The organism is Pseudomonas sp. 1 R 17, from assembly GCF_900067035.1.
GTDB lineage: Bacteria > Pseudomonadota > Gammaproteobacteria > Pseudomonadales > Pseudomonadaceae > Aquipseudomonas > Aquipseudomonas marginalis.
Genome location: NZ_FKLB01000069.1, coordinates 424,339 through 449,936, shown reverse-complemented (window position 1 = coordinate 449,936; position 25,598 = coordinate 424,339). Strand labels below are relative to the sequence as shown.

Sequence of the window (25,598 nt, the reverse complement as noted above, 5' to 3'; positions counted from 1 at the left end):
CACATTTTTTATCGCATTTCAGCTTACGGGCGTTTGCGTTCTACAGCCCGCAGCAAGTGCGTCGGCGGTGTCTCGCAACTGATCTTGCGCCCCAGCAACGTCTCGATCGACGGCAACTGATACGAGTCATCCTCCCCGGCAAAGCTGATCGACACGCCCGCAGCCCCCGCCCGGCCGGTACGGCCAATGCGGTGCACGTAGTCGTCCGGCACTTCCGGCAGGGTGAAGTTGATCACGTGGCTGATGCCGTCGATGTGAATCCCGCGCCCGGCCACGTCGGTGGCCACCAGCACGCGGATCTTGCCTTCGCGGAAGCCTTCCAGGGTCTTGATGCGCTTGTGTTGCGGCACATCGCCGGACAGCTGCGCGGCATTCACGCCATCGCGCACCAGGCGTTCTTCGATGCGGCGCACTTCGTCCTTGCGGTTGGCGAACACCATCACGCGTTCCCAGCCGTTGTCGTTGACCAGGTTGTAGAGCAGCTTGTACTTGTCGGCACCGGCCACGGCATAGATGTGCTGTTCGACGTTTTCGCTGGCGACGTTCAGCGCTTCGATCTCGACGATCGACGGCTCGGTCGTCCACTGCTTGGCGAGGTTCATCACGTCTTCGGTAAAGGTCGCGGAGAACAGCAGGGTCTGACGCTCGGCCTTTGGCGGGGTCTGGCGAATGATCTGACGCACTTGTGGGATGAAACCCATGTCGAGCATGCGGTCGGCTTCGTCCAGCACCATCACTTCGACCATGTCCAGGTGCACGTCGCCGCGCTGGTTGAAGTCCAGCAGGCGGCCGGGGGTCGCCACCAGGATGTCGCAGTGGCGGGCTTCGAGGTGCTTGAGCTGCTTGTCGAAGTCCATGCCGCCGACGAACGTCATGACGTTGAGACCGGTGTACTTGGTCAGGTCGGCGGCGTCCTTGGCGATCTGCACCACCAGTTCACGGGTAGGCGCGATGATCAGCGCACGCGGTTCACCCATGTAGCGTTCTTTCGGCGGCGGCGTTTGCAGCAGCTGGGTGATGATCGAGATCAGGAACGCGGCGGTCTTGCCGGTACCGGTCTGGGCACGACCGATGGCGTCTTTGCCGGCGAGGGTGAAGCCCAGGACCTGCGCCTGGATCGGCGTGCAGTACGGGAAACCCAGGTCCTGGATGGCGTGCATCAGTTCCGGGGCGAGTTTGAAATCGTGGAAGCGGGTCTTGCCTTCCTGGGGCTCGACGACGAAGTCTTCGAGTTTCCACGGGATCACCGGCGGTTTGGGCGCGCGTTCCCGGCGAGGCTTGGGGGCGGGTGCGGCTTGCGTCTCGAGTTTTGCCTGTTCGGGCGGTGTCACCGTCGGCGTCTTAGGCTGGGCGACAGGTGCAGTCCGGCCTGGCTGTTGACCGTCATTGCGGCTGCCGGAGGTGGGGACAGGAGCACTGGGAACAGGCGCGAGCGGCTCAGCCTCGCTTTTGCCGAACATCTTCTTGAGTGCTTTGAGCACGGTGATCTCATTAATTGGTTAAGGAATGTACGCCGGCCAGTGTAATGCAAGAATCGGGCGCGGCGTAGTGCGTCTGTCATACGGCTACATAAACTTGGGGTTCAGCCCAGGCGAGCGGTCAACCAAGTCCCTATATCGTGTATCTCCTGGGGTAACACTTCGTGGCCCATTGGGTATTCCTGCCATGTCACGGTGACACCACGGGTTTTCAGATGCTCGTAGGCGCTGCGGCCCATGGCGTTCTGTACCACCTCGTCGTACTGGCCGTGCAGGCATAGCGTTGGAATGCGTTGTTGGCTGGCCGACAATTCAAGCTCATCGCTGAAGGTGGGCGCGTAGGTGGAGAGGGCGATGACGCCGCCCAATGGCCCCTCCCAATTCAGGAACGCGGTGTGGAATACCACGGCGCCACCTTGGGAAAAGCCCGCGAGGAAAATCCGCGAAGCGTCTATTCCGGTTCTCTTCTGTGCTTCGATCAGATCGGTCAGCATTTTTGCCGACACCTCCAGTTCTTCCAGGCTGATCGAGCGGGCCGGGCTCATGGCCTTGATGTCGTACCAACTGGGCATCTCGTAGCCACCATTGATCGTCACCGGACGGGTCGGTGCCTGGGGCAATACAAAGCGGGTGGACAGCAAGCTTTCCTGCAGCGCCTCGGCCACCGGCAGGAAGTCGTAGCGATCGGCACCCAGGCCATGCAACCAGATTACGCAGGCGTCTGCGGGCTTGGCGGGCTGAAGAATCAAGGGTTCGGTCATGTCTGCTCCATATATGTGCGCGCGCTCCGATTGGGTGCGTCGTAACGGTGCGCGACAGGTTGATCTGTTAAGAGAATGTCGCAAGGTTGAATCTTTTTCCATTGACGAGGGGCTGAAACGACTCAGCCGCCACTCTGGTACGCGCCTTGCTATGTGTAGGTCGATGTCAGAACTTTCCTGGGACGGTAACACTATCAGTGACTGCCGCTTTCAGGATAGCCGCTGGAATTACCGCGAAAGCCTCATGCCGCTTGACCCCAAAAAAAGCCAACACGGGTCGATATCGCCTCATAAGGGTGCGCTGAGGTTGGAGCTTCGACACAACAAGAGCAACTGGAGGTTTGAATGAAGGTATTGAAATCCACCCTGGCCATCGTTAGCGCGGCGGCTGTACTGGGTGTCAGTGGTTTCGCCCAGGCTGGCGCCACTCTGGACGCCGTGCAGAAGAAAGGCTTTGTGCAATGTGGCGTGAGTGACGGCTTGCCGGGCTTCTCGGTACCGGATGCCAGCGGCAAGATCCTCGGGATCGATGCTGACGTTTGCCGCGCCGTGGCCGCTGCCGTTTTCGGCGACGCCACCAAGGTCAAATTCAGCCAGTTGAACGCCAAGGAGCGTTTCACCGCGCTTCAATCCGGCGAAGTCGACATCCTGTCGCGCAACACCACCATGACCAGCTCCCGCGATGCGGGCATGGGCCTGAAATTCCCGGGCTTCATCACTTACTACGACGGCATCGGCTTCCTGGTTAACAACAAGCTGGGTGTCAAAAGTGCCAAGGAACTGGACGGTGCAACCATCTGCATCCAGGCCGGTACCACCACTGAGCTGAACGTTTCCGACTACTTCCGTGGCAACAACCTCAAATACACCCCGATCACCTTCGACACCTCCGATGAAAGCGCCAAGTCGCTGGAATCCGGTCGTTGCGACGTACTGACCTCCGACAAGTCCCAACTGTTCGCCCAGCGCAGCAAGCTGGCCGCGCCGAAGGACTACGTGGTTCTGCCGGAAACCATTTCCAAGGAACCGCTGGGCCCGGTCGTGCGTAACGGCGATGACGAGTGGCTGGCCATCGTGCGCTGGGTGGGCTACGCCATGCTCAACGCTGAAGAAGCCGGCATCACGTCCAAAAACGTTGAAGCTGAAGCCAAGTCCACCAAGAACCCGGACGTTGCGCGTCTGCTCGGTGCTGACGGCGAATACGGCAAAGACCTGAAAGTGAAGAAGGATTGGGTCGTACAGATCGTCAAGCAAGTCGGTAACTACGGTGAAGTGTTCGAGCGCAACCTGGGCAAGAGCACCCCGCTGGAAATCGACCGTGGCCTGAACGCGCTGTGGAACGCTGGCGGCATTCAATACGCACCCCCTGTGCGCTGATCGCTGATGGTTCTGTCACCCGGTGGGCCAACCGCCGGGTGATGTTCTGTTCCATTCTTTCCGGGGCACTTCATGCAAAATCAAATCGGCGCACCAAAGCAGAAGCTCAGCTTCAGCGATCCCAAAGTGCGTGCGTGGCTCTTCCAGATCATCACGATTGTGGCGGTGGTCTCGCTGGGCTGGTACCTCTTCGACAATACCCAGACCAACCTTCAGCACCGGGGCATTACCTCGGGTTTCGACTTTCTTGAGCGCAGTGCCGGCTTCGGCATCGCGCAGCATCTGATCGACTACACCGAATCGGACAGTTATGCCCGCGTCTTTGTGATCGGGCTGCTCAACACTTTGCTGGTGACCTTTATCGGGGTGATCCTGGCGACCCTGCTGGGCTTCATCATCGGCGTGGCGCGCCTGTCACCGAACTGGATGATCAACAAGCTGGCGACCGTGTATGTGGAAGTGTTCCGCAACATTCCGCCGCTGCTGCAGATCCTGTTCTGGTACTTCGCGGTGTTCCTGACCATGCCGGGACCGCGCAACAGCCATAACTTCGGTGACACCTTCTTTGTCAGCAGCCGTGGCCTGAACATGCCGGCAGCGCTGGCCGCTGACGGGTTCTGGCCGTTTGTGGCCAGTATCGTGGTTGCCATCGTGGCCATCGTGCTGATGGCGCGTTGGGCCAACAAGCGTTTTGAAGCGACCGGCGTACCCTTCCATAAGTTCTGGGCGGGCCTGGCGCTGTTTATCGTGATCCCGGCGCTGTGTGCCTTGATCTTCGGCGCGCCGCTGCACTGGGAAATACCAAAGCTTTCAGGTTTCAACTTTGTCGGCGGTTGGGTACTGATCCCTGAACTGCTGGCGCTGACCCTGGCGCTTACCGTGTACACGGCAGCGTTTATCGCCGAGATCGTGCGTTCGGGCATCAAGTCCGTCAGCCACGGCCAGACCGAAGCTGCGCGCTCCCTGGGCCTGCGCCCTGGGCCGACGCTGCGCAAGGTCATCATCCCGCAAGCCCTGCGGGTGATCATTCCGCCGCTGACCAGCCAGTACCTGAACCTGGCGAAGAACTCGTCGCTGGCCGCCGGTATCGGTTACCCGGAAATGGTTTCGCTGTTTGCCGGCACGGTGCTCAACCAGACCGGCCAGGCCATCGAGGTTATTGCCATCACCATGAGCGTGTACCTGGCGATCAGCATCAGCATTTCCCTGCTGATGAACTGGTACAACAAGCGCATTGCGCTGATCGAGCGGTGAGGAAACGCACATGAGTTCGCATACTTTCAAACCTGATATGCCGCCGCCGAGCAAAGTCTTCGGACCGATGGCCTGGATGCGCGCCAACCTGTTCTCCAGTTGGCTCAATACCCTGCTGACGCTGTTGGCGTTCTACCTGATCTACCTGGTGGTGCCGCCGATCCTGCAGTGGGCCATCCTCGATGCCAACTGGGTCGGCACCACCCGCGCCGACTGCACCAAGGAAGGCGCGTGCTGGGTGTTTATCCAGCAGCGCTTCGGGCAGTTCATGTACGGCTATTACCCCGGCGACCTGCGCTGGCGTGTGGACCTGACCGTGTGGCTGGCCATCGTCGGCGTGGCGCCGTTGTTCATCTCGCGTTTCCCACGCAAGGCGGTCTATGGCCTGAGCTTCCTGGTGCTGTACCCGATCATCGCCTACTTCCTGCTGCACGGCGGGATCTTCGGGCTGACCAATGTGGCCACCAGCCAATGGGGCGGCCTGATGCTGACCCTGGTCATCGCCACCGTCGGCATCGCCGGCGCCTTGCCTCTGGGCATTGTGCTGGCCTTGGGGCGGCGCTCGAACATGCCGGCGATTCGTGTGGTCTGCGTGACCTTCATCGAGTTCTGGCGCGGCGTGCCGTTGATCACCGTGCTGTTCATGTCCTCGGTGATGCTGCCCTTGTTCCTGCCCGAAGGCATGGGCATCGACAAGCTGCTGCGGGCGTTGATCGGCGTGATCCTGTTCCAGTCGGCCTACGTGGCCGAAGTGGTGCGCGGTGGCTTGCAGGCGATTCCCAAAGGTCAGTACGAAGCGGCCGCGGCGATGGGCCTGGGTTACTGGCGCAGCATGGGCCTGGTGATCCTGCCGCAAGCCCTGAAGATGGTGATCCCGGGCATCGTCAACACGTTTATCGCGTTGTTCAAGGACACCAGCCTGGTGATCATCATCGGCCTGTTCGACCTGCTCAACAGCGTCAAGCAAGCCGCCGCCGACCCTAAATGGTTGGGTATGGCCACCGAAGGCTATGTGTTTGCCGCCCTGGTGTTCTGGATTTTCTGTTTTGGTATGTCGCGCTATTCCATTCATTTGGAACACAAGCTCGACACAGGCCACAAGCGTTAGGAGTTGATGTTATGAGCGAAGCGATCAAACAGCCTGTGAGCCCTGAAGGCATTATCCAGATGCAGGGCGTCAACAAGTGGTACGGCCAGTTCCATGTGTTGAAAGACATCAACCTCAACGTCAAGCAGGGCGAGCGTATCGTGCTGTGCGGCCCGTCGGGTTCGGGCAAGTCCACCACCATCCGTTGCCTCAACCGCCTGGAAGAGCACCAGCAGGGCCGCATCGTGGTCGATGGCGTGGAGCTGACCAACGACCTCAAGCAGATCGAAGCGATCCGCCGTGAAGTCGGCATGGTGTTCCAGCACTTCAATCTGTTCCCGCACCTGACCATCCTGCAGAACTGCACGCTGGCGCCGATGTGGGTGCGCAAGATGCCCAAGCGCAAGGCCGAGGAAATCGCCATGCACTACCTGGAGCGTGTGCGCATCCCGGAGCAGGCTCACAAGTTTCCGGGGCAACTGTCCGGCGGCCAGCAACAGCGCGTGGCGATTGCCCGTGCCCTGTGCATGAAGCCGAAAATCATGCTGTTCGACGAGCCGACCTCGGCCCTCGACCCGGAAATGGTCAAGGAAGTACTCGACACCATGATCGGCCTGGCCGAAGACGGCATGACCATGTTGTGCGTAACCCACGAAATGGGCTTCGCGCGCACCGTGGCCAACCGCGTGATCTTCATGGACAAGGGCGAGATCGTCGAACAGGCGGCGCCGAATGACTTCTTCGACAACCCGCAGAATGACCGGACCAAGCTGTTCTTGAGCCAGATCCTGCATTGATCGATGCCTGAAAAAATAAACCCGGCTTGGCCGGGTTTATTTTTGTCTGTTCAGGAGGCCTTGAGCGCCTCCTGCCCTGTGTTCGCGGTATGGGTGAAGCCCCGCAGGTCAGCGCCTTCGGCCAATACCCTGGCATCGGCGAGGAGGTGAGGGTAACGGTCCAACAATCGCATCAATAGAACCAGTGGCTTCGGTGGCAGAAGCTCACCGCGTTCATAACGTGAAAAAGCGTTGTGACCGCCACCGGACAACAGTTGCACGGCTTCTTTCTGCGTAAGGTGCAGCTTGCGACGGATGCGTTTCATCTCGTTGCCGATCATTGTCCGCGCGGTACGGACCAGTTCATCGCTGGCGGCGCTATAGCGGTCGGAGCTGTCAGGGTCATGCATGCCGTCGCCGCACAGTTGGCATTCCCAGCCAGACAGGTCATCGACACGCCGTTCCATGCCGTTGACACGGAGGGTTTCGCTGCGGCTTTCGAAGCGCGTCATGGCGTCGGGTGCACCGCAAATGAAGCAATGTTGAGTGTTCATGAGCTCTTCTTCTTGAAGGAGATCACTGGAGGGTTACCGGCTGTGCAGTAAGTGACCTTGATGTAAATCTCCAGACCGTGTGAATTGATGTGGTACACGTCCTGCCACACCCGGTGATCGGCATACGTGGTCATCGATTTGTACAACATCCTGTTTTGTAGTTCGAAAACGACCTCTTGCATCTCGTTGATATTCAGGCCGAGCCGCGCGCCTGTTTGCTTTGCTGCGAGCGTAAATGCCCGGCCTCCAAGCCGCCTGACATCCGCCTTGATCACCGCCAGATCGTAATGAGGTGTGTACTTTTCCATAAGACACCTGAGCTGAATAATTACCCTTTGAGGGTAATTTTACCAATCGAAAATACTGCTCCTTTTGCTGCCTAAGAACCGTAGTGCGTTGCCTTTGTAGGCAACTCTGAATAGGCTGTAGGAAAATTCATCCTATGATTGGACGAAAGCCTGCATCCCATGACAGACATCGCCCCCTTGATCAAACGCTCCCTGGTGGACCAGGCCCTTGAGCAATTGCGCTGGCGTATCAGCGAAGGCCGGTGGGCCATCGGCGAACGCCTGCCCACCGAGCCGGAGCTGGCCGCCGAGCTGGGCATCAGCCGCAATACCGTGCGCGAGGCCATGCGCGTGCTGGCGTTTTCCGGGTTGATCGAGATCCGCCAGGGCGACGGCAGTTACCTGCGCTCCATGACCGACCCGCTGGGGGCCATGCGCGCGTTATCCCACTGCACCTTGGAGCAGGCGCAGGAGACGCGGCAGATACTGGAAGTGGAGGCCGTCGGGCTCGCGGCGGTGCGCCGTACCGAAGCCGACCTCACCGCTTTGCATGAGGCACTCAAGGCCAGCGCGGTGCTGTACCACGGTGACCTCGAGGCCTATATCAGCGCCGACCTGCTGTTCCACAAACGCCTGGTGGACGCCGCGCACAACCCGGCATTGAGCGAGCTGTACCAGTACTTTTCCGCCATCGTCGGCGCGCAGTTGCGCCAGACCCTGAACATTTCGCCGCGTCGCCAGGCGGTGTTCGACCTGCATATCGCCCTGCTCGAAGCCGTGGAACACCAGGACCCGGAACGCGCCAAATCCCTTTGCCGGCAGTTGATCAATGAACCCTGAAACCAAACGTACGAGCGAGTTGGACGAACTGTTGATCGACGCCGAGGCCGACGACGAAGTGGTGCAAAGCAGCCACCCGGTGGTGAGTCGCCCCTGGTTGCTGCTGCTGGGCCTGATTCTGGTGGCCTTGAACCTGCGTCCGGCGCTGTCGAGCGTGGCGCCATTGCTGGCCGACGTCTCCAGCAGCCTGGGGTTGTCGGCGGCCAAGGCCGGTTTGCTCACCACCCTGCCGGTGTTGTGCCTCGGCCTGTTCGCACCCACGGCGCCGATCCTGGCCCGGCGGTTTGGCGCCGAGCGGGTGGTGTTGGGGATTTTGCTGACCCTGGCCGCCGGCATCATCCTGCGCAGCGCTTTTGGCGAAGTGGGCTTGTTCGCCGGCAGCCTGATCGCCGGTGCGAGCATCGGCATCATCGGCGTCTTGCTGCCGGGCCTGATCAAGCGTGATTTCGCCAGGCAGGCCGGTGCCATGACCGGGGTCTACACCATGGCCCTGTGCCTGGGCGCGGCGTTGGCCGCCGGTGCCACGGTGCCGCTGAGTCATTACTTCGGTGACCGCTGGACCATTGGCCTGGGCTTCTGGATTCTGCCGGCGTTGGCGGCGGCGTTGTTCTGGTTACCGCAGGTCGGCCGCAAACACGCTACCCACCAGGTCGCCTATCGAGTGAAGGGCCTGCTGCGTGATCCGTTGGCCTGGCAAGTCACCTTGTACATGGGCCTGCAATCGTCCCTGTCGTACATCGTGTTTGGCTGGCTGCCATCGATCCTGATCGGCCGTGGCCTGAGCGCCACCGAAGCCGGGTTGGCACTGTCGGGCTCCATCATTGTGCAGCTGTTGAGCTCCCTGGCCGCACCCTGGCTGGCGACACGCGGCAAGGATCAACGCGTGGCCATCGTCGTGGTGATGCTGTTGACCCTGGGCGGCCTGTTCGGTTGCCTGTATGCGCCGCTGGACGGTCTGTGGGGCTGGTCAATTGTGCTGGGCCTGGGGCAAGGCGGCACGTTCAGTCTGGCACTGACCCTGATTGTGCTGCGCTCGCGTGATGCCCATGTGGCGGCCAACCTGTCGAGCATGGCCCAGGGGATTGGTTACACCTTGGCCTCCCTCGGCCCTTTGGCGGTGGGGCTATTGCACGATTGGACCGGCGGCTGGGCCGCCACCGGCTGGATTTTTGCGCTGCTGGGCGTGGGCGCGATCACCGCCGGCCTGGGCGCCGGGCGTGCACGGTATGTGCAGGTCAGCAGTGAGAAGCTTTAGAGATACACCACTTCAAGCGTCGCCGAGCCATCGAGTGGGGTATCGCGGCTCAGGTCAAGGTTCTGCCGGGCATTGATCACGGCTTCGACCTTGACCGTGCTGATCAGCTCCTGGATCGCCGAGGGCCCGGCGGTGCTGCCTTCGGCGGTGGTGAACCCCAGGTAACTGTTGGCCCCGATATCGATAGGGTTGAGGTTGGCGGTGCGCCAGGCCAGGCCACCGGTGGTGGACTCGGTGCCGTACAGGGGTGTGGCGCTGTCTGCCTGGGTGCTACGCGGGTCGAAGCTCATGGAATAGAGGCCGATGCGATTGCCACTGTGGTCCAGCCCCAACCCGTAGTAAATCTCGCTATTGACCGTGGCAGTGCCATCGCGATTGTCACGCATGCGCAAGGCAAAGCGGCTCGGCGCGTTGCAGCCAATGCTGACTTGCAGATGTTTGATCGGCAGTCGTGTGCCTCTGTCGAGGTTCAGGTCCTGCTGGGAAATCTTGCCGTAGTCGATCAAGCCGCCAGCGGACAGCAGCGGCGTGCAGGCGACGGGCGTGATCCTGCCCTTGACGATCAGCTCCACGGTCGACGCCGCCAGTGCCGGCGCGGTCGAGGGCAGCAATAGCAGTGAAGAAAAAACCAGGCAGTACTTGTTCATTCAGCGGATTCCAGTGATTAGAGGTAGATGATTTCAAGGGTGCCGGAACCATTGATGTGCACCACCGTGCGCAGGTCCATGGACTGGGTGGGGGCCAGGTACGCCTTGATACGCACGGTGCCGGCCAGGTTCTGCAGGGCAATGGGGCCGCGGGTGTTGCCGGCGCTGTCGGTAAAACCCATGAGGCTGTGGGCGGCGATGGGAATCTGCCGCGCACTGGAGGTGCTCCAGGCCTGGCCGCTGCTGGTGGAGTCGGTGCGGTAGAGCGTGCGGTAGGCGTCGGCGGTGAAGTCTGCCGGGTCGATGTTCAGGTAGTAGCGGCCGATCTTGTTCCCGCTGTTGTCCAGGTCCAGGCCATAGGCGGTTTCATCGGTGCCGCCGGTGGCCGTGCCGGAGCGGTTGTCGTGCATCAGCAGGGCAAAGGGGGTGGGCGCGTCGCAATTGACAGAGAACTGCAAGGTGCGGGTGGGCAGTGGGTTTTCGTGGGTGGGGCTCAGATCTTTCGCCAGCAACGTGCCGTAGTCCACCAGGCCACCGTTGGACAGTTGAGGTTTGCACGCGGCGGGCGCGAAGTGGGCGCGCAGACTCACTTCGCGCGCGCTATGACGGCCATGGAACGTCCCGGAGGCTTCCCAGGTGGTGGCGTCCGTGACCCGTGTGGCGGCGATGTCGGCGAAGGCGCTGAAGGTCAATTGCACGGAAAAATGCTGGCCGTTGAGTAGCGTCTCGCCGTTGACCGGTGCGATGCCGTGGCCTGTGCGCCAGTTCAGCAGCGCGCCACGGGCCACTGGCGGCTGGCCGAGTGCGGGGATCAATCCCAGCTCCACGGCGGTGCCGTCCAGCACCGCGTCGCTGGCCTGGATCGCGTAGCTGCCATGCTCGGTGAACCGCAGCCGCTGCGAAGTGGCCGCCAGCGCCTGATAAAACAGGCTCATGTCGGTCGGCTGCGCGCAGCTCACATTCAGGCTGACGCGGCGCTCACCCAACGGGCGCTCAAGGGCGCTGTCCTGTTGTGCGATCCGGCTCATCAGGCCGAAATCCAGCAGTGATTCACTGAGGTTCAGTTGGCACTCGTCCTCGGCAAGGGCGTTGCTGGCGACTATCAGCAGCATCACGCTCATGGCCAGGCGGGACAGGGTAGAAGCGGTATTCATGGTGAGGGTCCTCATGATTTATCGCAGCGTGCGGACGCGGTTTCGAAATACACCTGGGGGTCGCTCTTTTCCGGCAACTCGAAGCGCAGGGCGCAACGCGCCATGCCAGGGGCGCTGACCCACAATTGCGGTTGCTCCAGCACATTGGGCAGGAACACCTGGCCGCCGTCCTGGACCAGGGTTACGAACTCCCCGCCAGCGGTACTGACGGACGCCCCGCGCGGCAGGGGTGTGCCCTGTTCGGTGCGCGCGTGCAGCAATACCCGACGTGTGCGGGTCACGCCAAATTCGACCCGATCCACGGCCCCGCGCCCGGCCGCGATCATTGCCAGGCCGTTGTTGATATCCGCATTGCGTGGCAGCGAGCGGGTCTGGACTTCCACCGGGCTGCGGCCGTAAGCGCTGACCTGCGGCACCACGGCCTGGCCTTGCCAGTCGGTCCACACTGGCCCGCTGGGGGTGCTCAGTTTGATGCCGCTGATGTCGCCCACCGATGCCACGGCGAAGGTGTCGCGCACTGGGTAGGGCGATAATGTGACGCCGCCGCCATGCATCACCACACCGCCTCGGGCGCTGCCTTGGTAGCTCGAACGCTCGGCGTCGGAGCGGCTGTAGCTGAAGTCCAGTTGGCTATAGCGCGGCAGGGCGGAGAGGCCCAGCGTGGTTTCCACCTGTCGATCGCGGGTGTCGTGTTCGGCACTGACGCGGTAGCTCAGTTGATCGTCGATCTGCTCACTCAAACCCAGCCCGGTGCGGTGTTCGCCACCGGAGTTGCGCACCCAGCCGCGGGCCCGGCGGCTCTCGCCCAAGGGCACGCTGATGTTCAGGTACACCGCATTGTCTTGTTGCTGGCGGCCGCCCATCTGCCATTCGCCGCTGGCCGACAGCGACACCCCGCGCACGCTGGTGCCCCAGGAGACCAGGCCCCGGCTGCTGCTGTCGCCAACATAGCTGCTGGAGCGTGAAGCCCCCGCACTGAACGCGCCCAACCACGGGTGGGACCATCCCAACGTCGCGCTTTGTTGATCGCGATAACGCGAGCGCCGTTGCTGAGTGGTCTCGGGTTCGTAGGTGGCTTCTTCCAGCTCCCGATAGCCCGCCGTGCGCCAGGAATTGGCCACGCTGAACGACCACTGATCATTCAGGCGCTGGGCCCATGACAGGTCGGTCTGCAGCCCGCGAACCTTGTCCCGTGCCTGGGTATCGGCGAGTTGGCTGGACAGCTGGATTTGACTGTCCAGCCACGGCAGCCAGCCCAGGCTCAACCCGCCCGCGCGATATTCGCTGGACGCCAGCACGCCGCTGCCCAGGGACAGTTGCGGGTGCACGGCGCCGGTCCAGCCTGCGCTGACCACCCAAGGGTCATCGCCCTGGGCATTGCCGATGTTGCGCACGCGCCCTGCTGCGACCGAATAGCCCGGTGCTGGCAAACCAAGGCCGAGCATGGCCGCCGGGACGGTGAAACGCCGCTCGCCACCGCTGCTTTCGCGGACGGTGACGTCGACGTCGGAGCGCGAGTTCAAACGGCGCACATCCGTCAGGGAAAACGGCCCGGCGGGGACCACTGTGGAGTGAATCAACGCGCCGTTCTGCCGCACCTCGACCTGCGCCGGGCTGTTGGCGATCCCCTCGATGGTCGCACCCTGGCCTTGCTCTTGAAGGGCCTGTTCGGTGAGGACCTGCACCCCGGTGATCTGCGCGCCGGACAGCACTGGGTTGTAGAGGTTGATCTGCCCGAGTTGCAGCACGGCCTGGTGGCTGGCGAACGTGCGCTGGGCGTAAGCCTCCAGGTGCGTGCTGCGCGACAGACCGTCCTGCCAGGTCTGTACCTGGCGGCTGCGCACGATCCAGTCGCCGGCGTTGAAACCGACTTCGGTATTGGCCGAGCCGAAACGGCTGTCACCGTCACCGAAGCGGTTGTAGAACCCGGTGAGGTCGTAATTGAGCAAACCGGCAACCCCACCGGTTTCATAGCCCGAGACGTCTTGTTGCACAGGCCGCAACGCCTCGGTCGGCACCACCAGCGACACCGTCAGGCTTGCCGGGTCGGGCTCCACCAGGCTTTGTGGGTAGCGTTCCAGAAAGTCATGGCAGGGGCCGTCATCTGCGGGGACGATCAGGTTGGCGGCGTCCAGCAGGGCGCGGTCAAAACACAGCGCGCCCTGTTGATCAAACCCCACCTCCAGGCGCCCCCGGCGCTGGCCGTTGACCCGCAGGCTGACAGCATGCCGGCCAGCGGCAAAGCGTGGTGCGTCGAGCAACAGGCTGGCCAATTGTGGATCAATGCCCCGCTGGTGCAGGGTCGTGGCATCAAACCCCGGTCGTGCTTCGGCCCAGGGTGCTGCGGGCCAGAGCACACACGCCAACAGCATGGCCGGGCGAGTGATGCGGGCAGGTGTGTCGGGCACGGCTTCGCCGTCACGGTCGCTAAATACTGTTTTCACGAAAGGCACTCAAGTGATGGGCGTCTGTGCGCCCTGGTGACGGTCTTCGAGCCGTCACTTCGTTATGCAGGCGCCGGGCGCCTGGTGTATGCCGTCAGGTCAGAGGGGCTTCGTAGGCGGCTACCGCAAAGCCATACACCGTGGCCGGTTGCAGCCGTACGGTGCTGGCCGGGCCGCCGGTGGCCGGCATGCTCAGGGTTTCTCCCGGCAACACGTAGGTGCGCGGCAGCATCGCCTTGCCATCACCGGGCAGCAGGCGCAGTTCCTGGGCCAGGCGCACCACATACGGGCTGTCGTTGCGCACCTGCAAGGTGGCGCCGTGCTGCGACCAGCTCAGTAGAGTCCACGGTGTGCGATTGCGCGCCAGGCCTTTGGGATGAATGATCACCGGCAAGTTCTGGCGCACCGTCACGCCTACCCGTGCATGCCCGGCTTCAGTGGCCGGCCGGCCCTGGGGCATGCCTTCAAAGATTGCCCGCTTGAGTCGCTGGGTGAGCAACGGTTGCTGGCTTTGCAGGATGAAACGCACCAGTTGCGATTTGGACGGTTCGACCCGCGACAGTGGCGGCGTGACCACCAGTAACGACTCGGTGTCCTCGGGAACATCTTCCAGGGTGACGTGCAGCAAGGCGAGTTGGCTGTCGGTGTTGGTCACCGATACGGCGGCTTCGCCATCGGTTTCGTAAATGATCACCACGGAGGTGTCTGGGACCATGCCATCGGCCTGTGCATAAGTGGCCGGCAGCAACGTCAGGGCAGCCAGGCAGGCCGCGGTTTTCAACAATGTCGTCGTCATGACGGGGTTTCCCATAGGGGCAGCATAAAGAAGTCAGAGGTAGCGCAAATCCAGGACGATGGAGCCATCGAGCGGCACTTCCTGGTTCAGGGTCAGGTACTGGGCCAGGTTGATGGCGGTGTCGATTTGCAGTTGGGCGCTCAACTGGCCGATGAAGTCGGGCTGGCGATCACCGATGGGGGCAAAACCGACGTAGGTCCTGGGGGAGGCATTGGGGTGCGGTGCCCAGGTTTCGCCGTTGTCGCTGGAAGCCAGCGCTTGCATGGGTTGCGCATCGCCCAACGGGTTGCGATAAGACAGCGCCACCGACCCCAGGCGTTCGGCGGGCGCGTGGATGTTTCTGCCCAGGCTGTAAAGCCCGGGGCCCAAGGCGGACTCGGCTCGGTTGTCGATCCCAACCAGGGCAAATAGCATGGGCCTGGCGCACTGCACATTCAGCGCCAATGCCCGGCTGGGCAGTAGGGTGAACTCGCTGGGACTGAGGGTGTGAGCCGGGATTTTGCCGTGATCGACCGTGCCCTCGTCAGACAGCGTCACGTGGCAAGCGTCCGGCGTCAGCCGACCGGTCACCGTGATGTCGACAAACGACGCGGCAAAGGCCGCCGTGGCGTTCGTCAGTAAAAGGACTGTCGCCAAGAGGCGAGGGTAGGTAGTCATCGGTTTGCGCCACTGGCCGACGTGCAAACGGCCGAAACGGAAGAAATGCCCATGCCTGCCTGTTCCCGCCAGGCATGGGCGCCCAAGGCTTACAGGTACTTCACTTCCAAGGTGGCCGAGCCGTCGAGCGTCACCTCGTTGCTCAGGTCCAGGCCATCGGTGCGGGCGATGGAGGTGTCTACTACCAACTCCGTCACCAGTTCCTTGATGGAGGCCGGTTGGGTGGCGTCGTCCAGGGTGGCCAGCGCCATGTACAAGCCGGCGTCCCAGAACTTTTCGCTGTACCAGGTGTTGCCGCCATCCGAGGAGGCAATCGGTTGCATCTGTGCGCCGTCGGCAACGGCGTTACGCAGCATCAGCTTGTACCAGCCCAGCTTCTGGGTGCCGTTGATCAGGCCCAAGCCGTAGTCGGAAGAGGAAATGGATGAACCAGCACGGTTATCGATGGAGTGCAGGGCAAACTGAATGGGCGCATCGCACACCACCACCAGGGTCATGACATGGGTCCCGATGTGTGTAGGGTTGTCCGGACGCAGGTCTTTTGCGGAAATCTTGCCGTGGTCGATGATCCCGCCACTGCTCATGTTTGGCGTGCAGGCGCTAGGCACGATCAGGCCCTTGACGGTCAGGTCGACGGTAGACGCGGCGTAGGTGCTGGCGGAGCCGAGCAGCAGCAGGCTGGTGGTGAGGGTGGTTAACAGGGCTTTCATAGGGGCGAGTTCCTTTCGAGTGAGTCTGTGTGTGGCACTTACAAGTAGCTGACCTGGACCGTGGCGTGCCCGTCGACGGGCACTTCATCCGTCAGCGTCAGGCTATCGGCGGGGGCGATGTGGGTGAACAGGCGGATTTCAGCGTCGAAATCCTTCACCGCGATCGGCACCAGTTGGTTGCCCACCGCGACGGCGGTCAGCAGGGTGTGCGTCAGCAGGCTGGTTGGTAGCCACGTCACGCCGCCGTCTTGTGAGGTGATGGTGCGTACCGCGACACCATCAGCCACGGGACCATAGAGATGGAAAACCGTGCCGCCGAGCTTTTCGCCTTCCTGGGTCAGGCCCAGCCCATGCCAGTACTGGTGGTTGGCAGAGGAGCCGGCGCGGTTGTCGACGGTGGTCAGGGTGAAGAACGTCGGTGCTTCACAACGCACGCTCAATTGCATGGATTGGTTGGGCAATGAGGTGTATTGCCCGGCGTTGAGGTCCTTGACTGCCATTTTTCCGAAGTCGATTGTGCCGCCGCCGGAGATCAGTGGCGCACAGGCGCTCGGGGTGATGGTGCCTTTGACCGTGAGGTCGGTGTTGCTGTCGGCCATTACCGGCGGCGCGAACAACAGTGTCAACATGAGTCGGGAGGCAAAAGCGTTCATAGGCAAAGGGTTCTTTACAAGAGGGGTCTACGTAGCGTCGACCGGGTTACAGGTACTTCACTTCCAGTGTCGCTGAGCCGTCCAATGCCACTTCATTGGTCAAGGTCAGGTCTTTTGCTGGCGCGATAGCGGTGTTGAGTACGATTTCCACGGCTGCATTCTTGAGGGGGTGAGGTGCCCAACCGCTCTCACCGTTGAAATCGCCGAAGGCAAACAATCGATTCGGTTCTACCGCATCGTCCTCATAAAGCTCTGACCACCGCCCGTCAGTGAACATCGTCAGCATGATCGAGGGGATATCGGTGACGGGATTGCGCAGCGTGATGTAATACCGCCCCAGCTTCTCTGTTCCGTTGATCAGACCCAGGCCATAGGCACCGGCGCGCATTGAGGAGCCTGCACGGTTGTCGACGGGGTTGATGCCAAACAGCGTGGAGGCTTCACAACTCACGGTCAGTTGCAGGGTTTTGACCTCAAGCAGGGTTTGGCTCTCTTGACTCAGGTCTTTGGCGGAGATTTTCCCAAAGTCGACGGCGCCAGGCAGGTTGGGGGTACAGGCGCTCGGCGTGATCAACCCCTTTACTGTCAGGTCTACGGAGCTGGCGGCGAAGGCCGATGTTGTGTTGGCGAGTAACAGGGCGGTGCCCACCAGATTCAGGGACTTGTTCATTGTTCAGATTGTTCCAGTGCAAGGTCGGCTGTTTAAGGCGTGCGCAAGCCTTTACCAGTCCCGTTGAGGGGCAGGTTGCAAGGTGGCTTGGCGCGCTGTGTCGAGGCTGCCGCAGTGCGGCGAGCCCGTTCCCTCTGATCGGGGTGGGGCGCAATGTAGCGAGGGGAGGGGCCGCGAGAAATACAACTTTTACGACAATGCCGAGGGGGCCTGAAAGTCAATCGGGTCCATGTCGGAATAGATGCGAGATCATGTAGGAAAATTGGTTTTTCGTAGTTGTTGCATCGTCTTAGAAGTGGTCATGAAGATATTTTAGTCTGGCGATGACGGTCATATGAGTGTGCTTAGGCGCATCTCTGACTCTTGCGCCAGCGCCAACCGGGCGCTGGCGAACCGATCGCAACACTGAGGTGACCATGGAGACTGGCGTATCGTTGAGCGCAGTGCTTTCCCGTGAATTGACTCCCTCGACCGCGCTGCCACCACACTGGCAGCATTTGAAGGTGCTGGTGGTGGAAGACCACTCCGCCTACCGCGCCTTGATGGGGTGGTTTCTGCATAAACTGGGGCTTGGCCATCAGCTGGCCGTCGATGGGCTGGACGGCCTCGCGGCGCTCGCCGAATACCCCTACGATCTGGTGATCAGCGACTGCCAGATGCCCGTCATGGACGGCTACAGCATGAGCCGGGCGATTCGACGGCGCGAATGCGCGAATGCGTCGGCACGCGTACCGATCATTGCCTTGACCGGCAACTTGGTAGACGACGATCCGCAACGTTGCCGCGAAGCAGGCATGGACGCCTGGCTGCTCAAACCATTGACCTTCGATCAACTGCGTGAAGTGCTGGCACTGTGGCTTCCCGGCCCGCCCGTTGCTGCACCGGTTTATCGGCTGTCAGCGCGTTGGCCAACCCGTGCCGGGCTGATTGATACCTTTGGAGATGCCCAAGTGGTGAGCCAGATGCTGGCCAGCCTGCTCTGTGAAGCCCAGGAGGACAGCGCTGCCTTGTTTCAAGCCCGACTGGCCTCGGATGTCCCTTCGACTGTCGAACGCCTGCATCGCCTGGTGGGAAGCCTGGCGTTTCTCGGCGTGGCTGAACTGGAGGGGCGAGGCATGAGCTTGATCGATCAAGTCCATGCTCAGGGCATCAGGCAGAGCACGCCTGCGTTGGAAGCCTTTGAGCGGGAGCTGCGTGACTACCTCACGTACTTGGGTTCCCTGTGAAGCCATTGCTGTTTGTAGGAAAAATAAAGCCTGAATTGCAGTCTATGGATGTAGGGTTTTTCTTTTTATTTTGTAGGCCTGCATAGAGCAGCTACGAAACGTTGATCGCAACGCAAACGCCTGGATTTAGACGGTTGTTGAGGGCCGCGGGCGAGGGTATTTTGCGCTGAATCAAGTTGCCATCATCTGTGGGTGTTTATGCTTCGCGTGATTATTGCTGACGACCATCCCATCGTGCGTATCGGGCAGCGAGTGGTGGTCGAGGCCAATGGCAGGTGCAAAGTGGTCGGCGAGGCCGATGGCCCTGACCAACTGCTGCGTTTGCTGGAGACGACCCCCTGTGACGTGCTGGTGACCGATTTCGCCATGCCGGGTGGCCAGCAGGCCGACGGGTATGGCTTGTTGAGCCTGTTGCACCGCCAGTACCCGACGTTGCCGGTGATTCTGGTCACGATGTTCGCCAACGTCGCCACGTTGCGCGCCTCTTTTGCCCATGGGGCCCAGGCGATTGTGGCCAAAAGTGCCTCGGCCAAAGAGTTGCCGCTGGCGATCAATTCGGTCAGCGCAGGCCAGACCTTTGTCAGCGAGTGCTTGCGGGTGCAATTGATACAGGCTGGAACCGGCGACCAGTCGCAACAGCCACAGTTGTCGGGCAAGGAACGGGAGGTGGTGCGCATGCTGGCCAGTGGGCTGACGGTCAGCCAGATCGCCGCTCGGGTCAATCGCAGCATCTCGACCATCAGCAAGCAGAAAAGTACGGCGATGCAGCGTCTGTGCATCTCTACCGATGTCGACTTGTTCGCCTATGCCCGCAGTTGCGGCATGGTGCCGTAGCTGCACCGGCATTCGCCGGATAAATGCCGATAGTGTTCAACCGCGCCAGGGCTTATCGTACCGAGCCCTGAACCTGATGGATGGAAGCTGCCCATGAGTGACGCCCACACCGCGCTGATCACCACGTTCTACAGTGCGTTTCAACGGCTGGATGCCGAGGCCATGAGTGCCTGCTACACCGAGGATGTACTGTTCAGCGACCCGGCTTTCGGCGAGTTGCGCGGGCGCGATGCCGGCGACATGTGGCGCATGCTGACCACGCGGGCCAAGGATTTTTCGCTGACGTTCGACCAGGTTCGCAGCGATGACACCACGGGCAGTGCCCATTGGGTGGCAACTTACCTGTTCAGCCAGACCGGCAATGTTGTGGTCAACGATATCCAGGCGCGTTTTGTGTTTCGTGACGGCAAGATCTGCGAGCACCACGATCACTTCGACCTGTGGCGTTGGTCGCGCCAGGCATTGGGCACCAAGGGCCTGCTGCTGGGCTGGACGCCGCTGGTGAAAAACGCCGTGCGCGCCCAGGCGAACAAAGGCTTGAAGGCATTCCAGGCCAGTCGTTGATAAGCTTGGCGCTCCTCTGGTGTGTTGAAGCTTGCCGTGACTGATCCCGCTGAACCCAAACCCTGGTACGTCTACCTGGTGCGCGCCGCCAACGGCGCGCTGTATTGCGGCATCAGCAATGACCCGCTGCGCCGGTTCGCCTCGCACCAGAGCGGTAAAGGCGCGCGGTTTTTCCTGAGCAGCCCGGCGGTGGCGCTGGTGTATACGGAGCAATGCGCGAGCAAGGGCGAGGCGCTGCGCCAGGAGCGGTTGATCAAGAAACTGAAGAAGAGCGCCAAGGAATGTCTGGCGGCGCAGGGCTCATTGATCTGACTGATAGGCTCCCATCACGCCACCAGAGCCGGTTGCACGCTAAGCTGCGGGTTCATTTACCCCGTGGACCCCAGCATGCCTGAGCTAATCCTGCACCACTACCCAACGTCTCCTTTCGCGGAAAAAGCTCGGCTGCTGCTGGGCTTCAAAGGTTTGTCCTGGCATTCGGTGCATATCTCGCCGGTGATGCCCAAGCCAGACCTGACAGCCCTCACCGGCGGCTACCGTAAAACCCCAGTGCTGCAAGTGGGCGCCGATATCTACTGCGACACCGCCTTGATCGCCCGCCGCCTGGAGCAGGAAAAAACCGCGCCCGCGCTGTTCCCGCTCGGCCAGGAAATGATCACCCAAACCTTTGCTACCTGGGCCGACAGCGTGGTGTTTGCCCACGCGGTGAGCCTGGTGTTTCAGCCGGAATCGGTGGCGGTGCGCTTCGGCAAACTGCCGCCGGAAGCGATCAAGGCGTTTCTCGCCGACCGCGCCGCGCTGTTCAGCGGCGGCACCGCGAGCAAGTTGCCAGCCGAACTGGCCAAGCACCAATGGCCAGCGATCATGGCGCGCCTGGAGCAGCAATTGCAGCGCGAGGCCGGGGACTTCCTGTTTGGCGAGCCGTCGATTGCCGACTTTGCCCTGGCCCACCCGTTGTGGTTCCTCAAGGCCACGCCGGTGACTGCGCCGTTGGTGGATGCTTATCCGGCTGTGTCTGCATGGCTGGGCCGCGTGCTCGGTTTCGGCCACGGCACGTCCAGCCAGATGACGGCCGAGCAGGCCTTGAAGGTTGCGCGCGACGCCACACCGGCAGCGTTGCCGGACGAAGTGTTCGAGGACTTGAATGGCTTTAAGGCCGGCCAGCAGGTGAGCATCAGCGCCATCGACTACGGCGTCGACCCGGTCGTCGGCGAATTGCTGTTTGCCGGGCGCGAAGAACTGATCCTGCGCCGTACCGACCCACGCGCCGGCACCGTGCACGTGCACTTCCCTCGCTTTGGTTTTCGCCTTCAGGCGCACTAACTGAAAATATTTGCAAATAAACGTGAGGTAAACCGGCGGCCCATCCGTGTAGTGCTTGAAACTGCGATCTATTCGCATTAACAGCGTTTTCTACACGGGTTCTCACAGCATGAAGTCGACGGCGGGCGGTTTGGTTAAACAGTGGCTGGGAGCCTCGGTACTGGCGGTATCGGGGCTGGCCTTGCTGCCCCTGTGTGTGGCACAGGCGCAGGAGCAGCAAAGCGCCCAGTTCAAGTTTGCCCTGGCTGCCAAACCGCTGCCCCAGGCCCTGAGTGATTTCAGCCGGGTCACCGGTATCAGTGTGATCTACACCGATGAAGCGCCCTACGGCCTCAGCGCCCCGGCGGTCAGCGGGCAGATGAGCGCGACGCAGGCCTTGCAACGCCTGCTGGGCAACTCCGGGTTCACCTTCCGCCAGATCGACGCCCGCACCCTGGCGCTTGAGCCGCTGCCGACCGACGGCGCGGTCAACCTCGGCACTACCACCATCAGTGGCATCGGCCAACCCCAGGACAGCACCAGCTACCAGCCGCCGCCCACCAGCTCGGTGATGCGCTCCCGTGCCTTGCTGCTGGAAACCCCGCAGACCGTCAACGTGGTCCCCGCCCAAGTGCTGCGCGACCAGACCCCGCGCAATCTGGATGACGCCCTGGGCAACATCAGCGGCATCACCCAGGCCAACACCCTGGCCAGCACCCAGGACGCGGTGATGCTGCGCGGCTTTGGCGACAACCGTAACGGCTCGATCATGCGCGACGGCATGCCGGTGGTGCAGGGCCGTGCGTTGAACGCCACGGCGGAGCGTGTCGAAGTGCTCAAGGGCCCGTCCTCGCTGCTGTATGGCATCCAGGACCCGGGCGGCGTGGTGAATATCGTCAGCAAAAAGCCCGAGCTGACCCAATCCACAGCCCTGACCGTGCGCGGCTCCACCTTCGGCAACGGCAAGAACGGCAGCGGTGGCAGCCTCGACACCACCGGGCCGATCGGTGACTCGGGCCTGGCCTATCGCCTGATCGTCGACCATGAAGACGAAGACTACTGGCGCAATTTCGGCACCCACCGCGAGTCGCTGGTGGCGCCGTCCCTGGCCTGGTACGGCGATTCAACCAAGTTGTTGTTCGCCTACGAACACCGCGAATTTCTCTCGCCGTTCGACCGCGGCACCGCCATCGACAAGTCCAACCACCCGCTGGACATCCCGGCCACTCGCCGTCTGGACGAGCCGTTCAACAACATGGAAGGGCGTTCCGACCTGTACCGCTTTGAAGCCGACCACGACTTGAACGACGACTGGAAAGCCCATTTCGGCTACAGCTGGAACCGTGAGACCTATGATGCCAGCCAGGTGCGTGTCAGCGCGGTAAATACCAACGGCACCCTGACCCGCAAGATGGACGGCACCAAAGGTGCGATCACCACCGACCGTTTCGCCACGGCCAGCCTGGAAGGCAAGGTCAATGTGCTGGGCATGCAGCATGACCTGGTGTTCGGCCTGGACGACGAGTACCGCAAGATCTACCGCGCCGACCTGATTCGCCAGAACTCGCGCGGTACGTTCAACTACAACAACCCGGTGTACGGCAACGAAGTCGCGGGCACTACCGTCAGCGCCGCCGACAGCGCCCAGACCGACCTGTTGCGCAGCGACTCGCTGTTCTTCCAGGACGCGATTCACCTGACCGACCAGTGGATCTTTGTGGCCGGTGCGCGCTATCAGATGTATGACCAGTACGCCGGCAAGGGCGTGCCGTTCAAGGCCAACACCGACGGCAACGGCCAGGCCTGGGTGCCGCGTGCCGGCCTGGTGTATCGCTACACCGATGAGTTGTCGTTCTACGGCAGCTACACCGAGTCGTTCAAACCCAACTCCACCATCGCCGCCTTGGCCGATGGCAGCACGTTGACCGGTGACCTCACGCCGGAGGAATCCAAGTCGTGGGAGCTGGGCGCCAAGCTCGACATCCCCGGGCGCATCACCGCCAGCGCAGCGTTGTTCACTATCGACAAGCGCAATGTGTTGGTGTCGGTGGGCTCCGGCGCCAACACCATCTACAGCATCGCAGGGCAGGTGCGTTCCCGTGGCCTGGAACTGGACGCCAGCGGCCAGTTGACCGACAAGTGGAGCCTGATCGGCAGCTACGCCTTCACCGACGCCGAAGACATCAAGGACAACGACCCGACGCTGGAAGGCAACCGCCTGCAAAACGTGGCCAAGCACACCGGCTCGCTGTCGGTAGCCTACGACTTCGGCAACATTTTCGGCGGCGACCAATTGCGCGTGGGCACCGGTGCACGCTACGTCGGCGAACGCGCAGGCGACGCCGCCAACGACTTCAACCTGCCGGGCTACACCGTGGCTGACGCCTTCGCCACCTACGACACCAGGATCGACGGGCAGAAGGTCAAGTTCCAGGTCAACGTGAAAAACCTGTTCGACCGCGTTTACTACACCTCGGCGGCCAGTCGCTTGTTTGTGTCCATGGGCGATGCGCGGCAGGTATCGGTGTCCAGCACCCTGGAGTTCTAAAACCTGGCGAGCTCCCTATGGCAAGTGTGCTCCTTGTTGTGGGCAGGCTTCCTCTGGTGAGCGGGCTTCCTCTGGTGAGTGGGCTTCCTGTGGTGAGCGGGCTTGCCCCGCGTTGGGCTGCGAAGCAGCCCCAAAACAGACTCCATGGTGTTCCTGAAAGAACGCGACGGCATCATTAAGGGCGGCTTCGCCACCCAACGCGGGGCAAGCCCGCTCGCCACAAAGGTACGGAGCTGTTAGCGTTGCGGCCATTAATGGCTTTGCGGAACACAGTACTGATGCACTTTGGACGATGGCTGCACCTGCTGTGCCTGAGCGTTTTACTGGGCGGCTGCGCGAGTGTTTCGCAGCCTTCCACGCCTTCAACCCTGGATCAGCTGTTGGCCGATCCTGTCCTCAGCGGCGCCACGGTTTCTATCATGGTGCGCGACGCCCTCAGCGGCAGTACCCTCTATCAGCACAACCCGCGCACCCGTCTGATTCCGGCTTCCAACCTTAAGTTGCTCACCACCGCTGCGGCGATGGATGTGCTGGGGCCGCAATACCGTTTTTCCACCCAGCTGTTGAGCAACGGCACCCGGCAAGGCGAGCGCCTGGCCGGCAACCTGTACCTGCGCGGCCTCGGCGACCCGACCACGCAGTTCGTCGACTACCAGGCATTGGCCGCCCAGTTGGCGAGCCGGGGCGTGCGCCAGGTACAAGGCGACCTGGTTTTCGACGACACCTGGTTCGACGCCGAACGCCTGGGCGTGGATTGGGCGCAAGACGATGAAAGCACCTACTACGGCGCGCAGATTTCGGCATTGACAGTGTCTCCCAATGCGGATTTTGACGCGGGCACCTTGCTTGTCACCGCGAAGGCGCCCGTCGCGCTCGGCCAGCCAGTAAGCGTGATGCTGAGCCCGTCCACCGACTACGTGCAACTGAGCAACCGTGCCGTCAGCGGCCCCGGCAACAGCTACGCCATTACCCGCCAGCACGGTACCAACCTGCTGCAACTCAGCGGCGCGCTCGCCCCGGGCAAGCAAAGTCGGCAGTGGGTGAGTGTGTGGGAACCGACGCAACTGGTGGCCAATCTGTTTGAGCAGGCCTTGGCGCAGCAGGGCATCCAGGTGCTGGGCCGGCGCGTGATCGGTGGCGCCAGCCCCGCGACGGCGACGGTGTTGGCGGAGCATCAATCGGCGCCGTTGCAGGACTTGATCACACCGCTGCTCAAGCTCTCGAACAACAACATGTCCGAAGCGTTGCTCAAGGCCATGGGCCGCAAAACGGCCAACGCGGGTACGGCGGCGGCGGGCGTGGTGGCGGTAGCGGCGTTCATGCAGCGCCAGGGCCTGGACCCGGCGACGCTCAGCCAGGTGGATGGCTCAGGTTTGTCGCGGCGCAATCTGGTCTCGTCGCAGAACCTGACCGACCTGCTGCTGGCTAGCGCCAAACAGCCCTGGTTCGATGCCTGGTACAACGCCTTGCCGATTGCCGGCAATGCCGACCGTATGACCGGCGGCAGCCTGCGTTATCGACTGCGCGGGACGGCGGCCGAAAACAACCTGCATGCCAAGACCGGCTCGATGGCCGGCGTGTCATCGCTGAGCGGCTATATCACCGATGCCGACGGGCGGCGGCTGGTGTTTTCGATGATCAGCAACAACTACCTGAGCGATGCGGCACCGATCCGCGCCCTGGAAAACCGCCTGGCCGTGGCCCTGGCGCACTGGCACGACTGA

General features: G+C 62.0%; 25 protein-coding genes. 13 read left to right on the top strand and 12 right to left on the bottom strand.

Annotated features, from left to right (window positions below):
* Positions 1-23: 23 nt before the first annotated feature.
* Both rhlB and BFP99_RS30985 read right to left on the bottom strand, forming a co-directional pair.
* Positions 24-1,487: an ATP-dependent RNA helicase RhlB gene (gene rhlB, locus BFP99_RS30990; RefSeq protein WP_074843967.1), complete on the bottom strand. Its 1,464-nt coding sequence runs from the start codon at positions 1,485-1,487 to the stop codon at positions 24-26.
* Positions 1,488-1,582: 95 nt separating this feature from the next.
* A complete protein-coding gene (locus BFP99_RS30985; RefSeq protein ID WP_027604717.1) occupies positions 1,583-2,239 on the bottom strand; it encodes an alpha/beta hydrolase in 657 nt (218 codons plus the stop codon).
* A 345-nt stretch (positions 2,240-2,584) separates the two neighbouring features.
* On the opposite strand from BFP99_RS30985, the gene BFP99_RS30980 reads away from it, so the two are divergent.
* The 4 genes from BFP99_RS30980 (at position 2,585) to BFP99_RS30965 (ending at position 6,754) form a co-directional block, all read left to right on the top strand.
* Positions 2,585-3,616: an amino acid ABC transporter substrate-binding protein gene (locus BFP99_RS30980; protein WP_065875000.1), complete on the top strand. Its 1,032-nt coding sequence runs from the start codon at positions 2,585-2,587 to the stop codon at positions 3,614-3,616.
* 72 nt (positions 3,617-3,688) lie between these two features.
* Complete coding sequence (locus BFP99_RS30975; protein ID WP_065948981.1) at positions 3,689-4,870, top strand: amino acid ABC transporter permease; 1,182 nt, start codon at positions 3,689-3,691, stop codon at positions 4,868-4,870.
* Between the two features lie 10 nt (positions 4,871-4,880).
* On the top strand, positions 4,881-5,978 hold the full coding sequence (locus tag BFP99_RS30970; RefSeq protein ID WP_027604714.1) for an amino acid ABC transporter permease: 1,098 nt from the start codon (positions 4,881-4,883) through the stop codon (positions 5,976-5,978).
* Positions 5,979-5,989: 11 nt separating this feature from the next.
* Complete coding sequence (locus tag BFP99_RS30965; RefSeq protein WP_003171943.1) at positions 5,990-6,754, top strand: amino acid ABC transporter ATP-binding protein; 765 nt, start codon at positions 5,990-5,992, stop codon at positions 6,752-6,754.
* A 50-nt stretch (positions 6,755-6,804) separates the two neighbouring features.
* Here the strand turns inward: BFP99_RS30965 and BFP99_RS30960 are convergent, their stop codons facing one another.
* Both BFP99_RS30960 and BFP99_RS30955 read right to left on the bottom strand, forming a co-directional pair.
* On the bottom strand, positions 6,805-7,287 hold the full coding sequence (locus tag BFP99_RS30960) for a type II toxin-antitoxin system MqsA family antitoxin (protein ID WP_065924223.1): 483 nt from the start codon (positions 7,285-7,287) through the stop codon (positions 6,805-6,807).
* Entirely contained in the window at positions 7,284-7,595 is a 312-nt protein-coding gene (locus BFP99_RS30955; protein WP_065924222.1) for a type II toxin-antitoxin system MqsR family toxin, read from the bottom strand. The genes BFP99_RS30960 and BFP99_RS30955 overlap by 4 nt, the downstream gene beginning before the upstream one ends.
* Positions 7,596-7,754: 159 nt before the next feature.
* Here BFP99_RS30955 and BFP99_RS30950 point away from each other — a divergent pair, with 159 nt between their 5' ends.
* Together BFP99_RS30950 and BFP99_RS30945 are read left to right on the top strand one after the other, a co-directional pair.
* Positions 7,755-8,414: a FadR/GntR family transcriptional regulator gene (locus BFP99_RS30950; protein WP_027604711.1), complete on the top strand. Its 660-nt coding sequence runs from the start codon at positions 7,755-7,757 to the stop codon at positions 8,412-8,414.
* On the top strand, positions 8,404-9,669 hold the full coding sequence (locus tag BFP99_RS30945; RefSeq protein WP_065948980.1) for a CynX/NimT family MFS transporter: 1,266 nt from the start codon (positions 8,404-8,406) through the stop codon (positions 9,667-9,669). Before BFP99_RS30950 ends, BFP99_RS30945 begins: the two co-directional genes overlap by 11 nt.
* Here the strand turns inward: BFP99_RS30945 and BFP99_RS30940 are convergent.
* The 8 genes from BFP99_RS30940 to BFP99_RS30905 all read right to left on the bottom strand — a co-directional run bounded on the left by BFP99_RS30940 (position 9,666) and on the right by BFP99_RS30905 (position 17,400).
* On the bottom strand, positions 9,666-10,316 hold the full coding sequence (locus tag BFP99_RS30940) for a DUF1120 domain-containing protein (protein WP_065924220.1): 651 nt from the start codon (positions 10,314-10,316) through the stop codon (positions 9,666-9,668). The genes BFP99_RS30945 and BFP99_RS30940 overlap by 4 nt on opposite strands.
* A gap of 17 nt (positions 10,317-10,333) precedes the next feature.
* Positions 10,334-11,470: a DUF1120 domain-containing protein gene (locus tag BFP99_RS30935; protein WP_065948979.1), complete on the bottom strand. Its 1,137-nt coding sequence runs from the start codon at positions 11,468-11,470 to the stop codon at positions 10,334-10,336.
* 11 nt (positions 11,471-11,481) lie between these two features.
* Positions 11,482-13,914 (bottom strand): fimbria/pilus outer membrane usher protein, encoded by a 2,433-nt coding sequence (locus tag BFP99_RS30930; protein WP_083221295.1) that lies wholly within the window; start codon positions 13,912-13,914, stop codon positions 11,482-11,484.
* Positions 13,915-14,008: 94 nt separating this feature from the next.
* On the bottom strand, positions 14,009-14,710 hold the full coding sequence (locus tag BFP99_RS30925) for a fimbria/pilus chaperone family protein (protein WP_065924218.1): 702 nt from the start codon (positions 14,708-14,710) through the stop codon (positions 14,009-14,011).
* A gap of 33 nt (positions 14,711-14,743) precedes the next feature.
* Positions 14,744-15,367: a DUF1120 domain-containing protein gene (locus BFP99_RS30920; RefSeq protein WP_065924217.1), complete on the bottom strand. Its 624-nt coding sequence runs from the start codon at positions 15,365-15,367 to the stop codon at positions 14,744-14,746.
* An 89-nt stretch (positions 15,368-15,456) separates the two neighbouring features.
* The gene (locus tag BFP99_RS30915) at positions 15,457-16,077 is read right to left on the bottom strand and encodes a DUF1120 domain-containing protein (protein ID WP_065924216.1); all 621 of its coding nucleotides are present in this window, start codon (positions 16,075-16,077) and stop codon (positions 15,457-15,459) included.
* A 38-nt stretch (positions 16,078-16,115) separates the two neighbouring features.
* On the bottom strand, positions 16,116-16,730 hold the full coding sequence (locus BFP99_RS30910) for a DUF1120 domain-containing protein (protein WP_065924215.1): 615 nt from the start codon (positions 16,728-16,730) through the stop codon (positions 16,116-16,118).
* 46 nt (positions 16,731-16,776) lie between these two features.
* Positions 16,777-17,400, bottom strand: a complete 624-nt coding sequence (locus BFP99_RS30905) for a DUF1120 domain-containing protein (protein WP_065948978.1) — start codon at positions 17,398-17,400, stop codon at positions 16,777-16,779.
* 416 nt (positions 17,401-17,816) lie between these two features.
* On the opposite strand from BFP99_RS30905, the gene BFP99_RS30900 reads away from it, so the two are divergent.
* From BFP99_RS30900 to dacB, 7 genes are all read left to right on the top strand, one after another.
* Positions 17,817-18,626, top strand: a complete 810-nt coding sequence (locus BFP99_RS30900; RefSeq protein WP_065924213.1) for a response regulator — start codon at positions 17,817-17,819, stop codon at positions 18,624-18,626.
* Positions 18,627-18,824: 198 nt separating this feature from the next.
* Complete coding sequence (locus BFP99_RS30895) at positions 18,825-19,460, top strand: response regulator transcription factor (protein WP_065948977.1); 636 nt, start codon at positions 18,825-18,827, stop codon at positions 19,458-19,460.
* A gap of 93 nt (positions 19,461-19,553) precedes the next feature.
* A complete protein-coding gene (locus BFP99_RS30890) occupies positions 19,554-20,024 on the top strand; it encodes a nuclear transport factor 2 family protein (RefSeq protein ID WP_065948976.1) in 471 nt (156 codons plus the stop codon).
* Between the two features lie 36 nt (positions 20,025-20,060).
* A complete protein-coding gene (locus BFP99_RS30885) occupies positions 20,061-20,336 on the top strand; it encodes a GIY-YIG nuclease family protein (protein WP_065924326.1) in 276 nt (91 codons plus the stop codon).
* Positions 20,337-20,411: 75 nt separating this feature from the next.
* The gene (locus BFP99_RS30880) at positions 20,412-21,347 is read left to right on the top strand and encodes a glutathione S-transferase family protein (protein ID WP_065948975.1); all 936 of its coding nucleotides are present in this window, start codon (positions 20,412-20,414) and stop codon (positions 21,345-21,347) included.
* Between the two features lie 109 nt (positions 21,348-21,456).
* The gene (locus BFP99_RS30875) at positions 21,457-23,874 is read left to right on the top strand and encodes a TonB-dependent siderophore receptor (RefSeq protein WP_065948974.1); all 2,418 of its coding nucleotides are present in this window, start codon (positions 21,457-21,459) and stop codon (positions 23,872-23,874) included.
* Between the two features lie 278 nt (positions 23,875-24,152).
* A complete protein-coding gene (gene dacB, locus BFP99_RS30870) occupies positions 24,153-25,598 on the top strand; it encodes a D-alanyl-D-alanine carboxypeptidase/D-alanyl-D-alanine endopeptidase (protein ID WP_065948973.1) in 1,446 nt (481 codons plus the stop codon).